The organism is Pantoea sp. CS_6 (assembly GCF_041954745.1).
Classification (GTDB): domain Bacteria; phylum Pseudomonadota; class Gammaproteobacteria; order Enterobacterales; family Enterobacteriaceae; genus Pantoea; species Pantoea stewartii.
Window position 1 is genome coordinate 89307 of sequence record NZ_JAVAYG010000014.1, and the last position, 17693, is coordinate 106999.

The 17693-nt window shown below is 54.7% G+C and carries 16 protein-coding genes; 6 read left to right on the plus strand and 10 right to left on the minus strand.

Features of this window, described 5'->3' with window-relative positions; all coding sequences use genetic code 11:
- Positions 1-106: 106 nt before the first annotated feature.
- Positions 107-2659 carry a glucans biosynthesis glucosyltransferase MdoH gene (gene mdoH / locus RAC90_RS18830; RefSeq protein ID WP_033737576.1) on the minus strand — a complete coding sequence of 851 codons (2553 nt, stop codon included), beginning with the start codon at positions 2657-2659 and terminating at the stop codon, positions 107-109.
- Positions 2652-4190 (minus strand): glucan biosynthesis protein G, encoded by a 1539-nt coding sequence (locus RAC90_RS18835; protein WP_172677658.1) that lies wholly within the window; start codon positions 4188-4190, stop codon positions 2652-2654. The genes mdoH and RAC90_RS18835 overlap by 8 nt, the downstream gene beginning before the upstream one ends.
- Before the next feature lie 280 nt (positions 4191-4470).
- On the opposite strand from RAC90_RS18835, the gene mdoC reads away from it, so the two are divergent.
- Complete coding sequence (gene mdoC, locus RAC90_RS18840; RefSeq protein WP_033737578.1) at positions 4471-5595, plus strand: glucans biosynthesis protein MdoC; 1125 nt, start codon at positions 4471-4473, stop codon at positions 5593-5595.
- Between the two features lie 32 nt (positions 5596-5627).
- Here mdoC and RAC90_RS18845 read toward each other — a convergent pair whose 3' ends face one another.
- Positions 5628-7088, minus strand: a complete 1461-nt coding sequence (locus RAC90_RS18845; protein ID WP_033737579.1) for a phospholipase D family protein — start codon at positions 7086-7088, stop codon at positions 5628-5630.
- 156 nt (positions 7089-7244) lie between these two features.
- On the opposite strand from RAC90_RS18845, the gene RAC90_RS18850 reads away from it, so the two are divergent.
- A complete protein-coding gene (locus tag RAC90_RS18850) occupies positions 7245-8405 on the plus strand; it encodes a beta-glucosidase (protein ID WP_033737580.1) in 1161 nt (386 codons plus the stop codon).
- Here RAC90_RS18850 and RAC90_RS18855 read toward each other — a convergent pair.
- From RAC90_RS18855 to RAC90_RS18880, 6 genes are all read right to left on the minus strand, one after another.
- Entirely contained in the window at positions 8396-8569 is a 174-nt protein-coding gene (locus RAC90_RS18855; protein WP_006118789.1) for a hypothetical protein, read from the minus strand. The genes RAC90_RS18850 and RAC90_RS18855 overlap by 10 nt on opposite strands.
- A 32-nt stretch (positions 8570-8601) precedes the next feature.
- On the minus strand, positions 8602-8745 hold the full coding sequence (locus RAC90_RS18860; RefSeq protein ID WP_006118788.1) for a hypothetical protein: 144 nt from the start codon (positions 8743-8745) through the stop codon (positions 8602-8604).
- Positions 8746-8860: 115 nt separating this feature from the next.
- On the minus strand, positions 8861-10279 hold the full coding sequence (locus RAC90_RS18865; protein ID WP_375124647.1) for an efflux transporter outer membrane subunit: 1419 nt from the start codon (positions 10277-10279) through the stop codon (positions 8861-8863).
- On the minus strand, positions 10276-11370 hold the full coding sequence (locus tag RAC90_RS18870; protein ID WP_033737581.1) for an HlyD family secretion protein: 1095 nt from the start codon (positions 11368-11370) through the stop codon (positions 10276-10278). Before RAC90_RS18870 ends, RAC90_RS18865 begins: the two co-directional genes overlap by 4 nt.
- 2 nt (positions 11371-11372) lie before the next feature.
- Entirely contained in the window at positions 11373-13052 is a 1680-nt protein-coding gene (locus RAC90_RS18875; protein WP_033737582.1) for an MFS transporter, read from the minus strand.
- A gap of 2 nt (positions 13053-13054) precedes the next feature.
- The gene (locus RAC90_RS18880) at positions 13055-13483 is read right to left on the minus strand and encodes a MarR family winged helix-turn-helix transcriptional regulator (RefSeq protein WP_033737583.1); all 429 of its coding nucleotides are present in this window, start codon (positions 13481-13483) and stop codon (positions 13055-13057) included.
- Between the two features lie 162 nt (positions 13484-13645).
- On the opposite strand from RAC90_RS18880, the gene RAC90_RS18885 reads away from it, so the two are divergent.
- The 4 genes from RAC90_RS18885 (at position 13646) to RAC90_RS18900 (ending at position 17207) form a co-directional block, all read left to right on the plus strand.
- Positions 13646-14491, plus strand: a complete 846-nt coding sequence (locus RAC90_RS18885; RefSeq protein WP_033737584.1) for an AraC family transcriptional regulator — start codon at positions 13646-13648, stop codon at positions 14489-14491.
- 36 nt (positions 14492-14527) lie between these two features.
- Complete coding sequence (locus RAC90_RS18890; RefSeq protein WP_033737585.1) at positions 14528-14935, plus strand: DUF2000 domain-containing protein; 408 nt, start codon at positions 14528-14530, stop codon at positions 14933-14935.
- Positions 14936-15307: 372 nt separating this feature from the next.
- Positions 15308-15568, plus strand: a complete 261-nt coding sequence (locus tag RAC90_RS18895; RefSeq protein WP_058708512.1) for a biofilm/acid-resistance regulator YmgB/AriR — start codon at positions 15308-15310, stop codon at positions 15566-15568.
- A gap of 133 nt (positions 15569-15701) precedes the next feature.
- On the plus strand, positions 15702-17207 hold the full coding sequence (locus tag RAC90_RS18900) for a SulP family inorganic anion transporter (protein WP_283787298.1): 1506 nt from the start codon (positions 15702-15704) through the stop codon (positions 17205-17207).
- A gap of 35 nt (positions 17208-17242) precedes the next feature.
- Here RAC90_RS18900 and RAC90_RS18905 read toward each other — a convergent pair whose 3' ends face one another.
- On the minus strand, positions 17243-17440 hold the full coding sequence (locus RAC90_RS18905; RefSeq protein WP_006118780.1) for a DUF6404 family protein: 198 nt from the start codon (positions 17438-17440) through the stop codon (positions 17243-17245).
- Between the last annotated feature and the right edge of the window lie 253 nt (positions 17441-17693).

The window sequence follows — 17693 nt, forward strand, 5'->3', positions numbered from 1 at the left end:
CGACTCAGGTGGCGTTACCATCCTGTTTACGTAAAACTGCAAAATAATGTTGCTGTCTGTGTCGGGCCAGGGGCAAAAAAAAGCGGCATCTCTGCCGCTTTTTTCATTATGCCTGATGCGGAAGCGCGTCAGGATTGAGCGAAAGTTTTTGATAACTCTCTACCCACTGATGGTATTTCTCGCCACTTTCCCACAAACGGGTGTGAACGCGCGCCAGTACCACCGGATCGCTGATCAACTGCAAACGTTGTTCACGACCCAGCTTCTCGGGCGCATCGCTCAGTGCCTGATCAACCCGCCGATCGCGCGCATGATCTAACAACTGGCTGTGCTTGTGCCGTGAGGTCGCCAGCGCTGTCGCCAGTGCGTTAAACGCCGGGTTAAACAACGCGTGCATAAAGCCGTTTTTCAGGACGCGCTGGCGGTTCAGCTCGACGTAACGGTCAGTATCGATCAGCTCTTTTGGCGGATCATACTCTTCCGGAATCAGGAACAGCTTCGCCTTCTTGGTCTTCAGGCCCAGCCCCGAACGGCTCGACATCACTGAGACAAACGGTGACAGAATCAGTGAGAAGACAATAGGCGCCAGCCACCACAGGAAGTTGAGATCGAGCCAGCCCATTCCGGCTGCCCATACGATACCCAATGCCATCTGCGAGCCATGACGTTTAAAGGCCTCGCTCCAGGGCGTTGCATCATCATCACGCTGCGGTGAGTTCCAGACGACTTCCCAGCCCAGGAACGCGCTGACCACAAATACGGTGTGGAACAGCATGCGCACCGGTGCCAGCAGAACCGAGAACAGCATTTCCAGCAGCAGCGACACAAACAGACGCAGTGCGCCACCGTAAGGTTTCGCGCCTTTACACCAGATCAGCACCACACTCAGCAGCTTCGGCAGGAACAGCAGCACCAGCGTGGTGGAGAACAGCGCAATCGCCAGTTCAGGACGCCATTGCGGCCAGACCGGGAACAGCTGTCGAGGCTGCAGGAAGTAGGTCGGTTCCATCAGCGTGTGGACCACCTGTAGGGCGGTGGACAGCGCCAGGAACATAAACCACAGCGGGGCTGAAAGGTATGACATCACGCCCGTCAGAAAGACCGCACGGTGGACCGGATGCATCCCTTTAACGAGGAACAGCCGGAAGTTCATCAGGTTACCATGACACCAGCGGCGATCGCGTTTAAGCTCATCCAGCAGATTCGGCGGCAATTCCTCGTACGAGCCAGGCAGATCATAGGCAATCCATACGCCCCAACCCGCACGGCGCATCAGTGCCGCTTCCACAAAGTCGTGAGACAAAATGGATCCCGCAAAAGACCCTTCACCGGGCAGCGGTGCCAGCGCACAGTGCTCAATAAACGGTTTCACACGGATGATGGCGTTATGGCCCCAGTAATGCGATTCCCCTAACTGCCAGAAATGCAGACCCGCGGTAAACAACGGCCCATAAACACGCGTCGCAAACTGCTGGCAGCGCGCATACAGCGTATCCATTCCGGACGCTTTTGGTGACGACTGAATGATCCCGGCATTCGGGTTCGCTTCCATCATGCGCACCAGACCGGTCAGACATTCCCCGCTCATGACGCTGTCCGCATCCAGTACGACCATGTAGCTATAGTTGCTGCCCCAGCGACGACAGAAGTCATCAATGTTGCCGCTCTTACGCTTCACACGACGACGGCGACGGCGGTAGAAGATCTTTCCTGCCCCACCGACATCACGCACCAGCTCCATCCAGGCCTTTTGCTCAGCAATAGCAATATCGGCATCGTAGCTGTCACTCAGGATATAGACATCGAAGTGCTCAGCGTTGCCTGTACGCACAACGGATTCCCAGGTGGCGCGCAAGCCTGCGAACACACGGCCCACATCTTCATTACAGATGGGCATGATCAGCGCGGTACGGTGCTCTGGATTCAGCGCCTCATCCCCGACTGTCGAGTAAGAGATGCTGTATTTATCCCGACCGATCAGCAGTTGTAAAAAGCCCATCAGTGCTGTCCAGAAGCCCGCCGACACCCAGCAGAACAGAATCGCAAACAGGAACAAAATCCCCGTCTGCAACACATAAGGCAGAATCTGCATGACAGACTGCTGCCAGTTCTGGTTGATCATGTCCATCGGATCCAGCAGCGTCCAGCCCTGGTAAGGCAGAATGGTCTTCATGTACCACGTTGCCACCACGGTTTGAAACACCGTAAGAATCAGGAGGATATAGCGGCGAACAGAACCGACATGGCGCCATTTTTCTTCTGCGCGCTGCTCTTCCGCCGTGGCATAACGCGGAACCGCCTTATGACCCCGTAATGAGTCCCAGGCACGTGCCAGCGGATTAGTGCGCCAGGCTTCCGGAAACATCAGTGAACGCTTCACCTTTGGCATCGCTTTCAGGGTGGTACGTTCCAGATAGTCTTTGCCTAGCTGTGCACCACCCGCGAGGGAATCAGGCCAGGCCATTTCAACACGTGATGAAACGGACTTAAGCGGTGCATCGTCAGGACGATCGCTGGCGGCCACATCCTGACCCAGCGATTCGTGCAGTTGATGGAACGTCTGGGCATTCTGTAAAGACGCCGCCAGACGCGCTTTTCCTGCCGCATCCAGCGGCAGGGCTTCTACATAGCGTTGAGGTGTAAAAGTCAGATTATTCATTGGCAGGTAACTGATAGCTCCAGGTTTCCGTCAATGTTTTGTCACCGCTTACCAGCGCGGCACGCATTTCAGTCGCCTGCTTGTTATCTTTAACCCGGATACGCAGAACCAGGCGCCAGCCTTTGGTAACCGGATTGTAGCGAACGCTCTGTTCCACCACTTCCCCGTTTTTACCTACGCTGACCTGAGGCGCAACCTGGCTGTCGGCCGGCATTTCACTCATGTCTTTCCCTACGAAATCGATGGTGAAGGCCACGGTGCCATCCGGCTGACGAACCAGGTTTGACTGCTTCACGTCGCCCGCCGAGCGCAGCGTATCTTTGACCCAGGCAACATCATCTGAATGCAGCTTGTTTTCATTACGGCCAAAGTGCAGACGGTAGTCAAAGTCCATGGCTTTGCCGGGTTCCGGCAGATTTTCCGGTGTCCAGAACGCCACGATGTTATCGTTGGTTTCGTCAGCGGTAGGGATTTCCACCAGCTCAACATGGCCTTTGCCCCACTCGCCTAATGGCTCAACCCAGCCGCTTGGGCGCAGATCGTAACGATCGTCCAGATCCTGATAATTATTGAAATCACGTCCGCGCTGCAGCAGCCCGAAGCCTTTCGGATTTTCAATCGTGTAGGTACTGACCGCCAGATGGCGCGGGTTGTTGAGTGGACGCCAGATCCATTCACCATTGCCGCTGTGGATCGACAAACCGTCCGAATCATGCAGTTCAGGGCGGAAATTCGAGACCGTCGATGGCTGATTGCGGCCAAACAGGAACATGCTGGTTAACGGCGCGATGCCCAGTTTACCGACCTTGTCACGCAAATAGACCTGCGTCTTAACATCGACGGTAGTCTCCTGGCCTGGGTGAATCGTGAAACGGTAGGCACCGGTGGCACGTGGAGAATCCAGCAGCGCATAAATCACTAACTGCTTGTCCTGAGGTTTTGGACGTTCAATCCAGAACTCTTTGAAACGCGGGAACTCTTCACCTGACGGCAGCGCGGTATCGATCGCCAGACCACGGGCAGACAGACCATAAACCTGGCCTGCACCAATCACACGAAAATAACTGGCCCCCAGGAAGCTGGCGATTTCGTCATCTTTCTTATTCTTGCTGTTCAACGGATACAGGACTTTAAAACCGGCAAAGCCAAGGTTTTTAACCGCATCAGCATCGTGCTTCACGTTGCCAAAGTTGAAATAGTCAGGATTGTATTTGATCTCACGTACGGTATTGGCGGTGATTTCATTGATCTTCACCGGCAAATCAAAGTACATGCCCTGATGGTAAAACTCGAGCTTAAACGGCGTACGCAGTTTGCCCCAATACGCTTTATCGTGGTTGAACTGAATCTGCTGATAATCAGCAAATTTCATGTCACGAAACTGAGAGGGTAAATTACTTTTTGGCGCTTCAAAGCTTTTTCCAGACAACTCTTTCGCTTGTTTCGCGACATCATCAAAGTTAAACGCCCAACTGTTGTTGGCATACAAAGCCAGCAGGACCGCTGCGCCAATCCAGCGCATTTTCGTCAGCCCCACATTATTTTTTACATTAGTCAGCACATCCCCCCCTTTCGTGTGCTTAATACAAACCCGCTTATCTTAATGGATAATTCGGCTTTCCGACAGCATATGCACAACAATGTTCCCGATAATCATCTACTCGCGAGGTGATTTTAGGACAATTAAACGTTACGGGCTCAACTGAGATTCAACTGATAGTATACTCTGTTATCTCCAGCTAGAATTTCCCTCCAACATAAAACGGTTTCAGGGCGAAACCGCCTAAAACGTACTAACGAACTGGAACTTTATGAGTACAAAAAAACCTGAGCGTGAATATTTTCTCGACTCCATTCGGGCCTGTTTGATGTTGTTAGGCGTGCCGTTTCACGTCTCCCTGATCTATTCGTCTCAGTCATGGGCCGTCAACAGCCACGATGCCTCACTGTGGCTCACTACCCTCAATGATTTTATTCATTCGTTTCGTATGCAGGTGTTCTTTGTTATCTCGGGCTACTTCTCTTATATGCTCTATCTGCGCTATCAGCCTCAGCGCTTTCTGAAAGTCCGCTTAGAGCGCGTCGGGATTCCGATGCTCACCGCGGTTCCGCTGATCACGCTGCCGCAGTTCTTTATGCTGAAAGCCTGGACACCGAAGCTGTCGAACTGGAACAATTTATCGCTGTATGACAAGTACAATACGCTGATGTGGGAGTTGATCTCGCACCTGTGGTTTTTGCTGGTGCTGGTGCTGCTTACCACACTGGGCATGCTCACCTTCCGCTGGCTACGCGATCAACAGCGCAATATTGACTACCAACGTGTCGGCTGGACAAAGCTGGCTCTGGGGCTGTTATTGTGGGCCGTGCTCTGGGGAGCGGTACGGCGGGCGATTTTTTACGCCCACCCTTCCCTGTTGGGCGATGCGCTGTTTAACTTTGCCGTTATGCAGTGTCTGTTCTTCCTGCCGTTTTTTATGCTGGGTGCCCTCAGCTGGAAACATCAGGCGCTGAAAACGCTGTTTGTCCGGGCAAACCCGCTGCTGTACGTCGGGGCCGTCGTGATGCTGGTCGCCTACATTGCAAACCAACGGCTGAACAGTGGTGAAGGCTGGCTGTATGAAACCGACGCGCTGATCAGCAGCATGATGGGGCTTTGCATGCTGAACGTTTGTTACAGCCTGGGTCATAAATGGCTGAATTCTCACTCTCCTCAGATCATGTACCTGGTCAATGCCTCCCTGTTCATTTACCTGGTGCATCACCCTTTGACCCTGCTGTACGGAATTTTTATGACGCCGCATCTGCACAACAACACGTTTGGCTTTTTTCTGGGCCTCTTAATGGTGTTTGGTGCCTCCTTCATTTTGTATGAGTTGCACCTGCGCATTCCTCTGCTGCGCTTTCTGTTCTCCGGTAAACCGCAAAAGCGTTAAGGTAAAGGCGACCATCCGGGTCGCCTTTTTTATTACAGTAGCCACTCAATAGGCAGCCGCCAGACCAGCCGGACCTGCAGACGTTGCCACCAGCTACAGCCGGGCTCATGCTTATGCACAACCTGCTGCGCTTCGCCCGGATATTCCAGCCAGTTTACCCGGCCCCACTTATCCAGTTGCAATGTCCAGGCTCTGTCACGCATGGATTCACTAAAGCGCCGGTGGGTTTCCGTGGCCAGGGTTTCACTTTCGATCACCAGTCCCATCTCCGTGTTTAACACGGCGGAACGCGGATCAAAGTTAAACGAGCCAATAAAAAGGATGGCTTCGTCTACCGAGAAGGTTTTCGCATGCAGGCTTGAACCAGAATTCCCGGTTAACCCGCGATCGTGCGGCGCATCGTTTACGCCCGCCTGCGGCTTTAACTCATACAGCGCGATGCCATGACGCAGGAGCTTTTTGCGCCACTTGGCATAACCGGCATGCACAACAGAAACGTCGTTCGCTGCCAGAGAGTTCGTCAGAATCGCAATTTTCACGCCTTTACGCTTTAGCGACAATAACTGCGCCACGCCCGCGCGGGTGGGAACAAAGTAGGCGGAAATGATATCAAACTGACGCTGGGGTGAACCGATAACCTCCAGCATGCGCTGGGGCAGAAGCGATTTGCGACGGGCTTTACCCAGCCCCTTGCGCGGATCGTCACTCAACAGCCGGGCTTTTGCCCAGACAAACGGTAAGCTGTCCTGCGTCAGTTGCTGAATCAGTGGCGAATGGCTCAGTCGCTTCAGATAGTGCTGAACGCCCTCGTTCTCACGCCATTCGGGAGGCAGAACGACCTCAGGATGTGCCGTCACGTCCTGTTCCAGCACATCGTCCAAAGGGGAAACCGGTTTACTGTGCCAGTAGCGTTCAAAATCCTCCGCCACTTCCTTGACCACGGTCCCAATTGCCAGCACGTCGAGATCGGCAAACAGCGGTTCGTTACCTGTCCCAAAGTATTCATCGCCAATGTTGCGCCCACCCACCACCGTGGTGATGCCATCGGCGGTAAAGCTTTTATTGTGCATACGACGATTGAGGCGTGCAAAATCAGTGAGGTAACCCAAGGCGCGCAACGTGCGAAAGGAAAAGGGGTTGAAGAGTCTGACGGTAATATTTGGATGATGATTAAGCTGCGCCAGCGTATCGTCCAGCCCTGGCGTATTGTTATCATCGAGCAGGAGCCGGACTTTCACGCCGCGATTGGCTGCATCCAGCATGGCGCTGAACAGGAGCCGACCAGACATGTCGTTTTGCCAGATATAGTATTGAATATCCAGCGTCTTTGTCGCTTTTTCCATCAGCAGGTAACGGGCAGCAAAGGCATCCAGCCCGTCACTCAGCGGATGAATACCGCTTAGCCCCGGATGACGCAGCCCGGGCGGAACAAGCCGTTGCTCAAGCCAACTCTGGCTCGGTGCAGGCTGGGGAAGATTAAACGCTTCGGTCATGGAGAGTCCCTGAATCTTACGGTCATTTATTATTATTCCTTCGCGCGGCACGGGATGCCAGTCGCGGTTGCTCAGCAGCAAGACTGAAAGCAATGTTTTTTAGTCTAGACTTACTCCAACGATCTGTGACCGACATTTGTCCGGCAGGAGAGGAATATGCGCAACCAGCCTATCACTGACGATCACGTACACCATCAACCCCGTCTGTTTCAAAGCTTTTTTCAGGGCAGTTTTCCCTGCTCTACCGCCTGCCGCACGCCAGGTAAGCGCCTGGATATGGTGATCAGCAGTGGCCACGATATGTTGTTCAGAAAAGACTATGCCGCGCTGGTCGATTTGCACCTGTTGACCGCACGTGACGGTGCGCGCTGGCATCTGATTGAGAAAACGCCAGGCCAGTACGACTGGCGTAGCTTTTTACCCATGGTCGATGCGGCGCGGGATCAACAGTTGCAGGTCATCTGGGAGCTGGCCCATTTTGGCTATCCGGACCATCTCACTATCTGGAAAGCCAGCTTTGTCGATCATTTTGAACGTTATGCCCGTGCGATGGCGACATTGCTGCGCGATCGGGGAATCGAACAGCCCTTTTTTACCCCGATTAACCAAATATCGTTCTGGTCCTGGGCGGGTGCGGAGGTGGCCTGGTTTAATCCTCACGTCAGTCAGCGCGGAAAAGAGTTAAAACGGCAACTGGTCCGTGCCTCTCTGGCAGCGATACAGGCGATTCGCGACGTGATTCCCGCGGCGCGATTTGTCCTTACCGATCCGCTGGTACAGATTGCCCATCATCCTGATAACCCCGACAGTAAACCCGGGGCCGATGCCCAACATCAGGCTCAGTTTGAGGCCTGGGATATGCTGGCCGGTCGCCTTGATAAGGAACTGGGCGGGCGCGAAGAGTATCTGGATATTCTGGGTCTGAATTATTACCCCGATAACCACTGGTATTTTCCCGATCAGCCCATGGACAGAGACGATCCCGTACGGGCCCCACTCCACCTGTTACTGGCCCAGTACTGGCAACGCTATCAGCGCCCCATGTTAATCGCTGAGACGGGCGCAGAAGGCGAGGCACGGGCCCCCTGGCTGCAGGAAGTCAGTGAAAATGTTATGGTCGCGCTGGATCAGGGTATCGCGATGGAAGGGATTTCTCTGTACCCGGTGGTTGAGTATCCGGCCTGGGCCGATGACAGACGGTCGCCAGGCTCACTGTTAGGGCTGGCCGATCCGAACGGCAACCGAACGGTACACGAGAATCTGGCACTGGTACTACGAAGCCAGCAGATTAAATTCAGTCAGCGCGTTCAGCGTTGACCGGTGGGCGGTTTAGGATAGCAGGTTTGTGCATCGACATGGTCGACGGGCGTGGTAAGACGGCTGTCGTTAAACCATGTCATCAGAAACAGAAAGGTGACACCAATCAGGCAAGCCGTCAGCAGCCCAATAATCGCAATCAGTTTATCATCGCGCGATTCCATCCCTCACTCCTTTCAGGTCCGGTTGATAAACACTAGCTCATCCAAAGCGTGACGATCAGAACGAAAATTATAAGCGTTACCGACGTCACTGCAAGCACCACAATCGCGAAGTGCGCATCGGCAAGCGGCTGAGCCACGGGTTCCTCATGCTCTTCTGGTGGGTGGGGTAAGAACATGCTCTTCCTGGTCAAAACGGCATAATGGGGCGATAGTGCGCGACAGTGTAAAACAGCCCCGTCGCGTTAGCCGTGATTTTACAAAACAGACCGCTGGCAAACTGATGGGCGACGATTACGGCCCCCTGGCGTCAGCCTGATGCCGTGCCCTACTCTGGTTTTCGCCCGACCAGCCCCCGCCGAGTGCACTGTATAACGCGATTTGGGCCTGCAACAGATTATTCTTTACCGTTACCAGATTTAGCTGCGTGGCAAACAGGGTGCGTTGCGCATCCAGTTCGTCCAGATAAGAAGCATAGCCATTTTGATAGCGATTCGTTGCAATACGCAGTGCCTCGGCGACAAACTGCTCTTGCTTCTGGAGCGCTTCACGCTGTGCTTCGCCCTGGCGAATGGCATCCAGCGCGTTATTGACTTCGGAGAACGCGTTTCTTACCACTTTCTCATAGGTGTAAAGTGCCTGATTGCGAGAAGCCATAGCGACATCGACCTGGGCAGTCAATGCTTCACGGTTCAGCAACGGTGCCAGAATACTGCCTCCTACGCTCCAGAGGCGGAACGGATCGTCCACCAGCTGATGCAAAACGGAACGCTGTAATGTGCCCGACGCTGTCAGATTAATTCCCGGCAGTAACTTCGCCTTTGACGCAGCCAGGCTGGCATCGGCGGCCAGCAGCTGGCGCTGCGCCTGGACGATATCCGGGCGACGATTCAGTAAGGCTGACGGCAAAATGCCCGGTATCGTCTGTGGCATCAGGACAGTAAAGTCGCGGTGACGGGCTACCTCCCGAGGGTTCATGCCGACTAAAATACTGAGCGCGTTTTCCTGCTGAGCAATCTGATGCTGTAACTGCGGCACCTGGGCTTGCGCGGACTGATACTCCGATGAGGCCTGCATCCACTCCAGCCGGGACGTATAACCTGTTTCAAACTGACGCTGCGCCAGTCGGAGCGAGTTACGCCGTATGGCCAGCGTCGCTTCGGTCACGCGCAGTTGTTCATCCAGCGCGCAGAGCGTCATATAACCCGATGCAACGGAACTGGCGATGGTCAGTTCTGCGGCCGACGCGGCCGCCTGCTGCGCCTCCAGCGTGGCGCGGGTGGCATCAATCGTATCGGCCCGTGCGCCCCACAAATCGACATTGTAACTGGCCTGAAGCTGCCCCTGAAAAACGGAGGTTTCATAAGGCTGCCCGGTCACAGCCGACAGGGCACGTTGACGCGTTGCCGCAACCCCGCCACTGAGCGTGGGAAAGTTATCGCCCTCAGCGCCACGCAGTTGCGCACGATATTGATCCACCCGCGAACGGGCTATCAAAATATCGGGATTATGCTGTAATGCCTGCTCCACCAGTCGGTTCAGATCCCGATCGCCAAACGCCTGCCACCAGGCCGCCTCTGGCGGCGCGGAAGGCCCAACCTGTTCGCGCCATTGTGACGGAATGGGTAACGAGGCCGGGGCTTTCTCAACCTGGGTGCTGCACCCTGCTAACAGGGCGGCCAGCATGCCTGCCACTAACCGAGCGCCCTTCATGGTGCGGTCTCACTGACTGGTGAGGCCGCCGTATCGATACTGACCTCGACTGACATGCCGGGCCGTAACTGTTGCTGCACCTCCGGCGCGACGTCAATGCGTACGGGAATACGCTGGGCGATTTTCACAAAGTTACCGGTCGCGTTATCCGGTGAGATAGCGCTGAATTCTGAGCCTGCCGCTGGCGAGATATCGGCAACGCGACCGTCGAAACGTTTACCATCCAGCGCATCGACACGAATCGTCACCGGCAACCCCACGCGGATATGCGCAAGCTGGGTTTCTTTATAGTTTGCGATGATCCACTTATGTGCAGGCACCACGGAGGTCAGGCGCGTCCCGGCCGTCACATAGGCGCCTTTACGCACCGATAACTGCCCTAACTGACCCGCATCGGGCGATATAATACGGGTGTTTGCCAGGTCGATTTCAGCCAGCTCCAGCGCCGCCTGCGCGCTGGCAACGTCCGCCTCCAGCGACGCCCGGTTTACGATCACCGTTTGCAGATTTTGCTGAGCGACTGCAACCTGGGCTTCCGCCTGATGAAGCTGAGCCAGCCCCTGCGCGTTCGCTGCGCGTGCGGCATCCCGCTCACGCACGGAGAGCGAACCATCCGCGGCCAGATTCTCTACCCGCTTCAGATCCAGGCCACTTTTCACCGCCTGCGCTCTGGCGTTTTCCAGAGCGGCTTTGTTGCTCTGGATCGTGGCCTGCGCGCTGAGACGCTGCTGTTGGTTGTTGCTCAGAGCGGCCTGCTTCATGGCCAGTTGTGCCTGCGCCTGATGCACTCGCTGGCGATAAATACGATCGTCAATCGTCATCAGCACCTGACCTTTTTTGACCGGCTGCAGATCGGCCACGTTCACAGCAGTCAGATATCCGCTCACCTGCGGGCTGATAAAGGTGACCTGGCCGCGTACATAGGCGTTTTCCGTGCTCTGGACCGGACTGGTAAAAGGCCATAGCTGCCAGGCATACAGAATAACCAGCACACCAATGACCGCAATGCCGCTCCCTAGGGCGATGGAGAGAATACGACGACGATTGGCCCGATCGCGTTCTGCTGCCTGAAGTTCATCCTGCTGACTCATACTTACTCCGTTCGTTCTTGTGCGGCGGCGAGCTGACGCTGCTCTGCCAGATGAAATTTGGCCTGTCGCCAGTCAAGGTAGCGTCGACGTGTTAAACGCCATAACACCCACATCAGCGTAACCAGCGCCAGAGTTGCGGTCAGCAGATAGGTGTCGTTGTAGGCCAGGACGTTCGCCTGCAGGGTGGCGACGGACTGAAGCTGGCTGGTGCTTTGGGCACTCAATAATACGCTATCGCCAATCTGGCTGCTAAAGAGCCCACCATATTGCGTAAGCCGATCGCTGACGTTGGGATCCAGTAACGATAATTGATCGCCGAGCAGGCTGGAGTGATATTTTTCACGCCAGACCTGAAAGGTTCCCAGAATCGCTGATCCGATTAAACCGCCCAGGTTTTGGCTCATGCCGAACAGGACCACGAAACTGACCAGATTTTTAGGCTGCGTGACGACGCTGCCAATCCCCATCAGCATGGCCGGCGCCATGAAAAAGGCACTGCCGAACCCCAGCAGAAACTGACTCAGGTACATATTGTTCGCGCGCGTGACCGGGCTGGATTGCGCATCCATCAGTGAGGCGATAATCATGACGACCAGCGATGCGACGATCGGCCAGTTAAGATGGGTAGGCTTGATAGTCAGCGCGCTGGCGGCAATGCCCGCCACCACACCGGCCATGATGGCAAGCGCCAGGCCGTGCATTTGATCATTCTGTAATCCAATCTGCTGCAGGAAGCCAACTGCCCCCGTATTCTGCTCTGCCAGTACAATGCGAATCATGATCATCACAATGCCTAAACGCACGATCATTCCACTGCTGAGCCAGCGCGTGTTAATGAGTGGATTGCGGCGATTGTGCTCAATCACAAAGGCACTGACGATCAGCACCAGCGCCAGGGCTGAACAGATCCCCAACCAGGGCGTACTGAACCACCACTCAATACGGCCCAGCGACAGCACGCCACACAGCAACGCCATGCCCGGAGCCAGCAGGATAAACGTCAGGAAATCCATCTTTTCAAAAGCTTTAATACGATCGCCCGGCGGCAGCTTAACCACCAGCACCGCTCCTAATGCAATCAGCGCTAACCCCAGCTCAAACAGATACAGCCCTCGCCACTCGTCCAGTTGTAGCAACTCACTGGAGAACAGGCGCGCCAGCGGAATAGCGAGCTGTGAGGCGGTGAGACCAATGACCAGCGCTTTTAAGCGATGCCTGGCAGGCCAGGCCTGAACCTGGTAATAAATGCCCAGCGAGCTTAGTGCCGCACCGACCATGCCATGGGCCGTGCGCACGATAATCGCTGAACTCAGATCGTTGGCAAACAGATGGAAAAAGGCGACCAGGACGTACAGCACCAAAAACGCTTCGGTAAATACGCGTAAACCAAACTGCTGGCGAAATTTTACCAACAGCAGGTTGATGGAGATGTTCCCCATCACATACACCGCGGGCAGCCAGGCAATTTCGTTGGAATAAGCCGCGAAGGTGCCTTGCAGATTGGTCAGATTAGCCGTAACCAGCGCATTACTTAACGCGCCGGTCAGCGAGATCAGCAACCCTATCAGCCCAAAGGCAACACGCTTGGGTGGGGAATGGATTGGCGTCGAAGGCGAGCCCGGCAGCATGGGTTTTTCATGAGGCAACCATTCACGCGCAGCGTAGGGATTGCGCCGGGCCATACTTACATACTTCCCATTCGGGTCAGCAGCGTTTGTAAAACGCGCTCTACCAGGGCGATTTCCTGAGGATCAATATCCGCCAGCAGTTGCGTGCGCAGCGCATCGGCCTGCGTCTTTACTTTTGCGAACGCTTCATTGCCCTTCTCGGTCAGCACCAGATGACGCTTGCGGCGATCTTCGGCGGGCTGGACCCGGGATAACAGGTCCTGTTTCACCAGGCGATCCACCAACGGCACCATACTCGCATCTTCCAGGCCCATTAACTGCGCCAGTTCGGTTTGCGTGAGGCGTTGAGGTTCACTGGCGATAAGCCCTATCGCCATCCAGCTACTGGTGCTCAGACCGCTGTCTTTAAGATGGCGGTCAACGGCCAGGCGCCAGGCATGGGCGGTCAGGTGCAGCAGGTGGGTAAAGGTACGGTTAGATGACATTTATAAGTAGCTGCCTAATGATTAGAGTTCTAATTAATTGATTAAGTTATTATACGCAAAGCAAAATGCGAAAGAAAAGCATCTGTACTGTTAAATACTGGATAACAACGTCAAAATGTCCAGTCATGATCCTGCTGTCAACACCTCGGGGAGGACAAAAGCGTGAACACCTCCACCCATAACTGGGTCGATCTGCGCCGCGACGCGCGTAGCGGCATCGAAGCAATACGGGCACATTTTACCGGACATGCTTACGATCCTCACTGGCATGACAGTTACTTAATTGGCGTGACGGAGCAAGGCGTGCAGCAGTTCCACTCCCGTCAGAAACGTCATCGGAGCCGACCGGGCACGGTCTTTATGTTGGAACCTGAAGAGCTTCACGATGGCGATGCCATTGATGCACAGGGCTTTACCTACCGCATGCTCTATCTGTCACCTCATCATCTGCACCAGCAGTTTGCACCTGGCTGTCTGGACAGTGCGCCCGGCAGTGAACTGCGTTTTGCCACCACGCTTCAGGATGAGAAATGGCTCTCCTGGGCGGTCTGGCACGCCTTCGACGCGCTCTGGCACAATCACCCGCAGTTAATCAAAGATGCGGCGCTGGAGCGGCTATTCCGCCATCTTCGTCACTTGCCTGTCTGGCGCAATACGCGGCCGGATGTGGCACCGACACTGGCCCATCAGGCACGAGACTGGCTTATTGCTTACCACGTCGATAACCCCGGCATTGCCCAGATGGCACAGGCGCTGAACGTGGATCGTTTTCGGCTTTCCCGCCTGTTCCAGCAGCAGTGGGGCCTGCCGCCCCACGCCTGGTTGGTACAGTGGCGGCTCAGTCAGGCACGCCGACGGCTGGCTATGGGCCATTTACCCGCTGAAGTGGCTGCCGATCTTGGCTTTGCAGACCAGAGTCATCTGGGGCGCTGGTTTAAACGCGCCTGCCAGCTGACGCCTGCACGTTACCAGCAACTGTGCACAAATCTTCCAGACGCTGATCACTAGCCTTGCCACAATGGCATTTTGTGTCAGGAGAAGATAATGAGCGACTTACGATGTGTCATGATTTTGAACAGTGCGTTACCGGCCGGCAAAGCCACCAATGCTGCCGCCGTTATCGCTCTGACGCTGGGACAACGTCATCCCAGTCTGGTCGGTGAAGATCTGGAAGATGCGACAACGCAGCGCTATCCGGGACTCATCCCCGTTGGCATTCCTGTCCTGGGGGCCGATAGTGCGCAACTCAGCACCGTGTGGCGTCAGAGTGAACAGACAGACTGCGACATTGTGGTCTTTCCCGAGCAGGGTCAGTCAACCACCGACTACCAGGCCTTCAGTGACACGATGAAGACGCTGCCCGCCCCGGAATGGCGCCTGCTTGGGATGGCGATAGTGGGCGACAAAAAAGCGGTTCGCAAACTCACTGCAAAACTCAACCTGTTTAGTTAGCCCTCCCGGGAAAGCACGCTGCTTTCCCGTCGGCCTGGCCCGCTTGTACACATTTCCTGTACAGGAAAGCGACAAACAAAATTCTTAACATCCTAATTGTTAAGGATTAGCATTTTATGCTTAATAATCTACTTGTACAAATAAACTTTAATTGTATAACTTTACATACAACGAGTTGTGATCACGACTCTGTAACGAATGATGCATCTGCGTCGCCTCTGAAGGTGTAATGGATTTCCACCCTCAGAGGTTTCTTTTTTGATTTTGATGACCTGCTTGTTGAGTTTGGCGCCATTGTATTTTTATGCGATGGCTTTTAGGTCTGTTTGTCGCGCACTCTACCGGGTAGCCGACTTTTTCAAAGGCTGACACATGCAAAACACACTGCCCCAAACGGATAAAGAGATCGCGGATTACTTCACCGCTGCGGCGAATAAACCCGACAGCGATATGGAGATTCTTGGTCTCGTTGTCGCGGAAATCTTACAGTCAGGTATGGCCGTCAATAATAAAGCCATTATTTCGAAACTGATTCATCGCCTCGAGCTGGAGCGCGACGAAGTCTCACTGGACGTTTATCGTCATCTGCTTGAGATGGTGGTGTATAAAACGCCAGACGACCTGACGGTATAATCCTTTCTCCATGGATGGAGTCATTTCGCTTTTTCTGGCTTCTTCTCTGAGCTGTCGGTAACATTCGCCCTTCACCAAATCCTGTCTTCCTTGCCTTTCGCGCAAGCTTAAAATAAAAGAGCCTGTTTACACTATGAATCAACAACATGATGTCGCCACAACAGCCGTTGTGGAAAACGATGTCAGTGTCGGCCGCGTCTTACGCTCGCCTGCACTGCTGACGCGAGAATGCCTGGCCGGCGTGATCACGGCGCTGGCGCTTATTCCGGAAGTGATCTCGTTTTCGGTCATCGCCGGTGTCGATCCGAAGGTCAGCCTGGTGGCCTCTGTCGTACTCTGCCTGACGCTGTCTTTGCTTGGCGGCCGCCCTGCCATGGTAACCGCCGCAGCGGGTTCGGTTGCGCTGGTGATTGGGCCTATGGTCCATGTGCATGGCGTGGCCTATATTCTTCCTGCCGTTGTGATGGCCGGGATCATTCAGATTCTGTTCGGCGTGACAGGTATGTCACGTGCGATGCGTTATATTCCCCGTTCGGTCATGATCGGCTTTGTGAATGCGCTTGGCGTTTTAATTTTCTTTGCTCAGGTCCCGCATGTCTGGGGTCAATCGCCGCTGGTGTGGGCACTCTTCACCGTGACGCTGGCCATCGTGCTGCTCCTGCCCCGCGTGCTGAAAAGTGTGCCCTCTCCCTTAGTGGCCATCGTGGTCGTGACCGCCGTGGCGCTGGCGATGGGCTATCGCGTCCCGACGGTGGGTGATGAAGGCCCCATGAGCGCAGGTCTGCCAGACTTTACGGCACTGACCGTTCCGCTCAACTGGCAGACCTTATCCATCGTCTGGCCCACCGCGCTGAGCGTGGCGTTTGTAGGACTAATGGAATCGCTACTGACCGCCAAGCTGGTGGATGACCTTACAGATACGCCGTCCAGCAAACGTCGCGAATCCTGGGGGCTGGGTATAGGTAATATTTTGGCCGGTTTTTACGGTGGTATCGCCGGATGCGCCATGATCGGACAGACCATTGTCAACGTGGAACTGGGTAAAGCACGTAGCCGGGTTTCAACGGTTGCCGCCGCCCTCGTGCTGTTACTGCTGGTGACGGGCCTGAGCCACATCATGGCGCAGATCCCGATGGTGGTGCTGGCTGGCATCATGATGATTGTCGCCGTCAAGACGGTCAACTGGCACAGTTTGCAGCCCGCGACGCTGAAACGGATGCCCTGGTCAGAAACGCTGGTCATGCTGTTAACGGTAGGTATTACCGTATTAACCAGTAATCTGGCGCTGGGGGTGCTGACGGGTGTGGTGGTGGCAATGATGTTGTTTGCCCGGCGCGTCGCGCATGTGATTCATGCGGAAAGAACGTTGAGTGAGGACGGACAGTCTGTGCGCTACGATGTTCGCGGACCGCTGTTTTTTGCCAGCAGCAACGATTTGTTTGAGCACTTCGATTACGCACATGACCCTAAATCTGTCACCATTGATTTAACGCACGCACAGATATGGGATGCCTCCACCGTCGCTGCACTGGATGGTATCGAATACCGTTATCAGCGTCATGGTGCCAGCGTCACCATTGAAGGGCTGGATATGCGCAGCAGCGATTTTCATCGCCGCCTGAGCGGTAATCTGAGCTGAGACACTGGCCTGCTGCGGCACGCAGCAGGCCCCTCTTACGCCTGCTGTCGCCGTGCCCGATAGCGCGCGACCATCGTTATTAATGCCTGGTATAACAGGCCAGCATAAAGACTCATCAAAACAGCCAGGCCAATTTCTTTGCCCTGCGCCTGCCATGACATAAACCACATGAAGACGCCCCATAACACTGAAAAAATCAGCCAGCCGCGGACGAATTTCAAAATGCCATTCATAAACGCCACTCCTCTTTTGTGATGCGCTACTTTAGCTGGCGTTGAAACAAAAAACCGGATTAAACGCGCGAGATGAGAAGTATCTCAAAAAACGGATAGAGGGCGGAATCGCTTCGCTTTTCTGCTTTACCCCCGTTATGTTTAGTAACAGCTAACTACAATTAGCTTACTGTTAATTTCACAAGGGAAATAGCATGAATCGTCGTCTGACTTTTTTCGCTGCTGTTGTCGCTGCCTCAACATTGACCGCGTG

Excerpts from the sequence above, each read along its gene's own strand:
- mdoH (WP_033737576.1), bottom strand. The coding sequence starts at position 2,659 with ATGAATAATCTGACTTTTACACCTCAACGCTATGTAGAAGCCCTGCCG.
- mdoC (WP_033737578.1), top strand. The coding sequence starts at position 4,471 with ATGAGTACAAAAAAACCTGAGCGTGAATATTTTCTCGACTCCATTCGG.
- RAC90_RS18845 (WP_033737579.1), bottom strand. The coding sequence starts at position 7,088 with ATGACCGAAGCGTTTAATCTTCCCCAGCCTGCACCGAGCCAGAGTTGG.
- RAC90_RS18850 (WP_033737580.1), top strand. The coding sequence starts at position 7,245 with ATGCGCAACCAGCCTATCACTGACGATCACGTACACCATCAACCCCGT.
- RAC90_RS18855 (WP_006118789.1), bottom strand. The coding sequence starts at position 8,569 with ATGGAATCGCGCGATGATAAACTGATTGCGATTATTGGGCTGCTGACG.
- RAC90_RS18860 (WP_006118788.1), bottom strand. The coding sequence starts at position 8,745 with ATGTTCTTACCCCACCCACCAGAAGAGCATGAGGAACCCGTGGCTCAG.
- RAC90_RS18865 (WP_375124647.1), bottom strand. The coding sequence starts at position 10,279 with ATGAAGGGCGCTCGGTTAGTGGCAGGCATGCTGGCCGCCCTGTTAGCA.
- RAC90_RS18870 (WP_033737581.1), bottom strand. The coding sequence starts at position 11,370 with ATGAGTCAGCAGGATGAACTTCAGGCAGCAGAACGCGATCGGGCCAAT.
- RAC90_RS18875 (WP_033737582.1), bottom strand. The coding sequence starts at position 13,052 with ATGGCCCGGCGCAATCCCTACGCTGCGCGTGAATGGTTGCCTCATGAA.
- RAC90_RS18880 (WP_033737583.1), bottom strand. The coding sequence starts at position 13,483 with ATGTCATCTAACCGTACCTTTACCCACCTGCTGCACCTGACCGCCCAT.
- RAC90_RS18890 (WP_033737585.1), top strand. The coding sequence starts at position 14,528 with ATGAGCGACTTACGATGTGTCATGATTTTGAACAGTGCGTTACCGGCC.
- RAC90_RS18895 (WP_058708512.1), top strand. The coding sequence starts at position 15,308 with ATGCAAAACACACTGCCCCAAACGGATAAAGAGATCGCGGATTACTTC.
- RAC90_RS18900 (WP_283787298.1), top strand. The coding sequence starts at position 15,702 with ATGAATCAACAACATGATGTCGCCACAACAGCCGTTGTGGAAAACGAT.
- RAC90_RS18905 (WP_006118780.1), bottom strand. The coding sequence starts at position 17,440 with ATGAATGGCATTTTGAAATTCGTCCGCGGCTGGCTGATTTTTTCAGTG.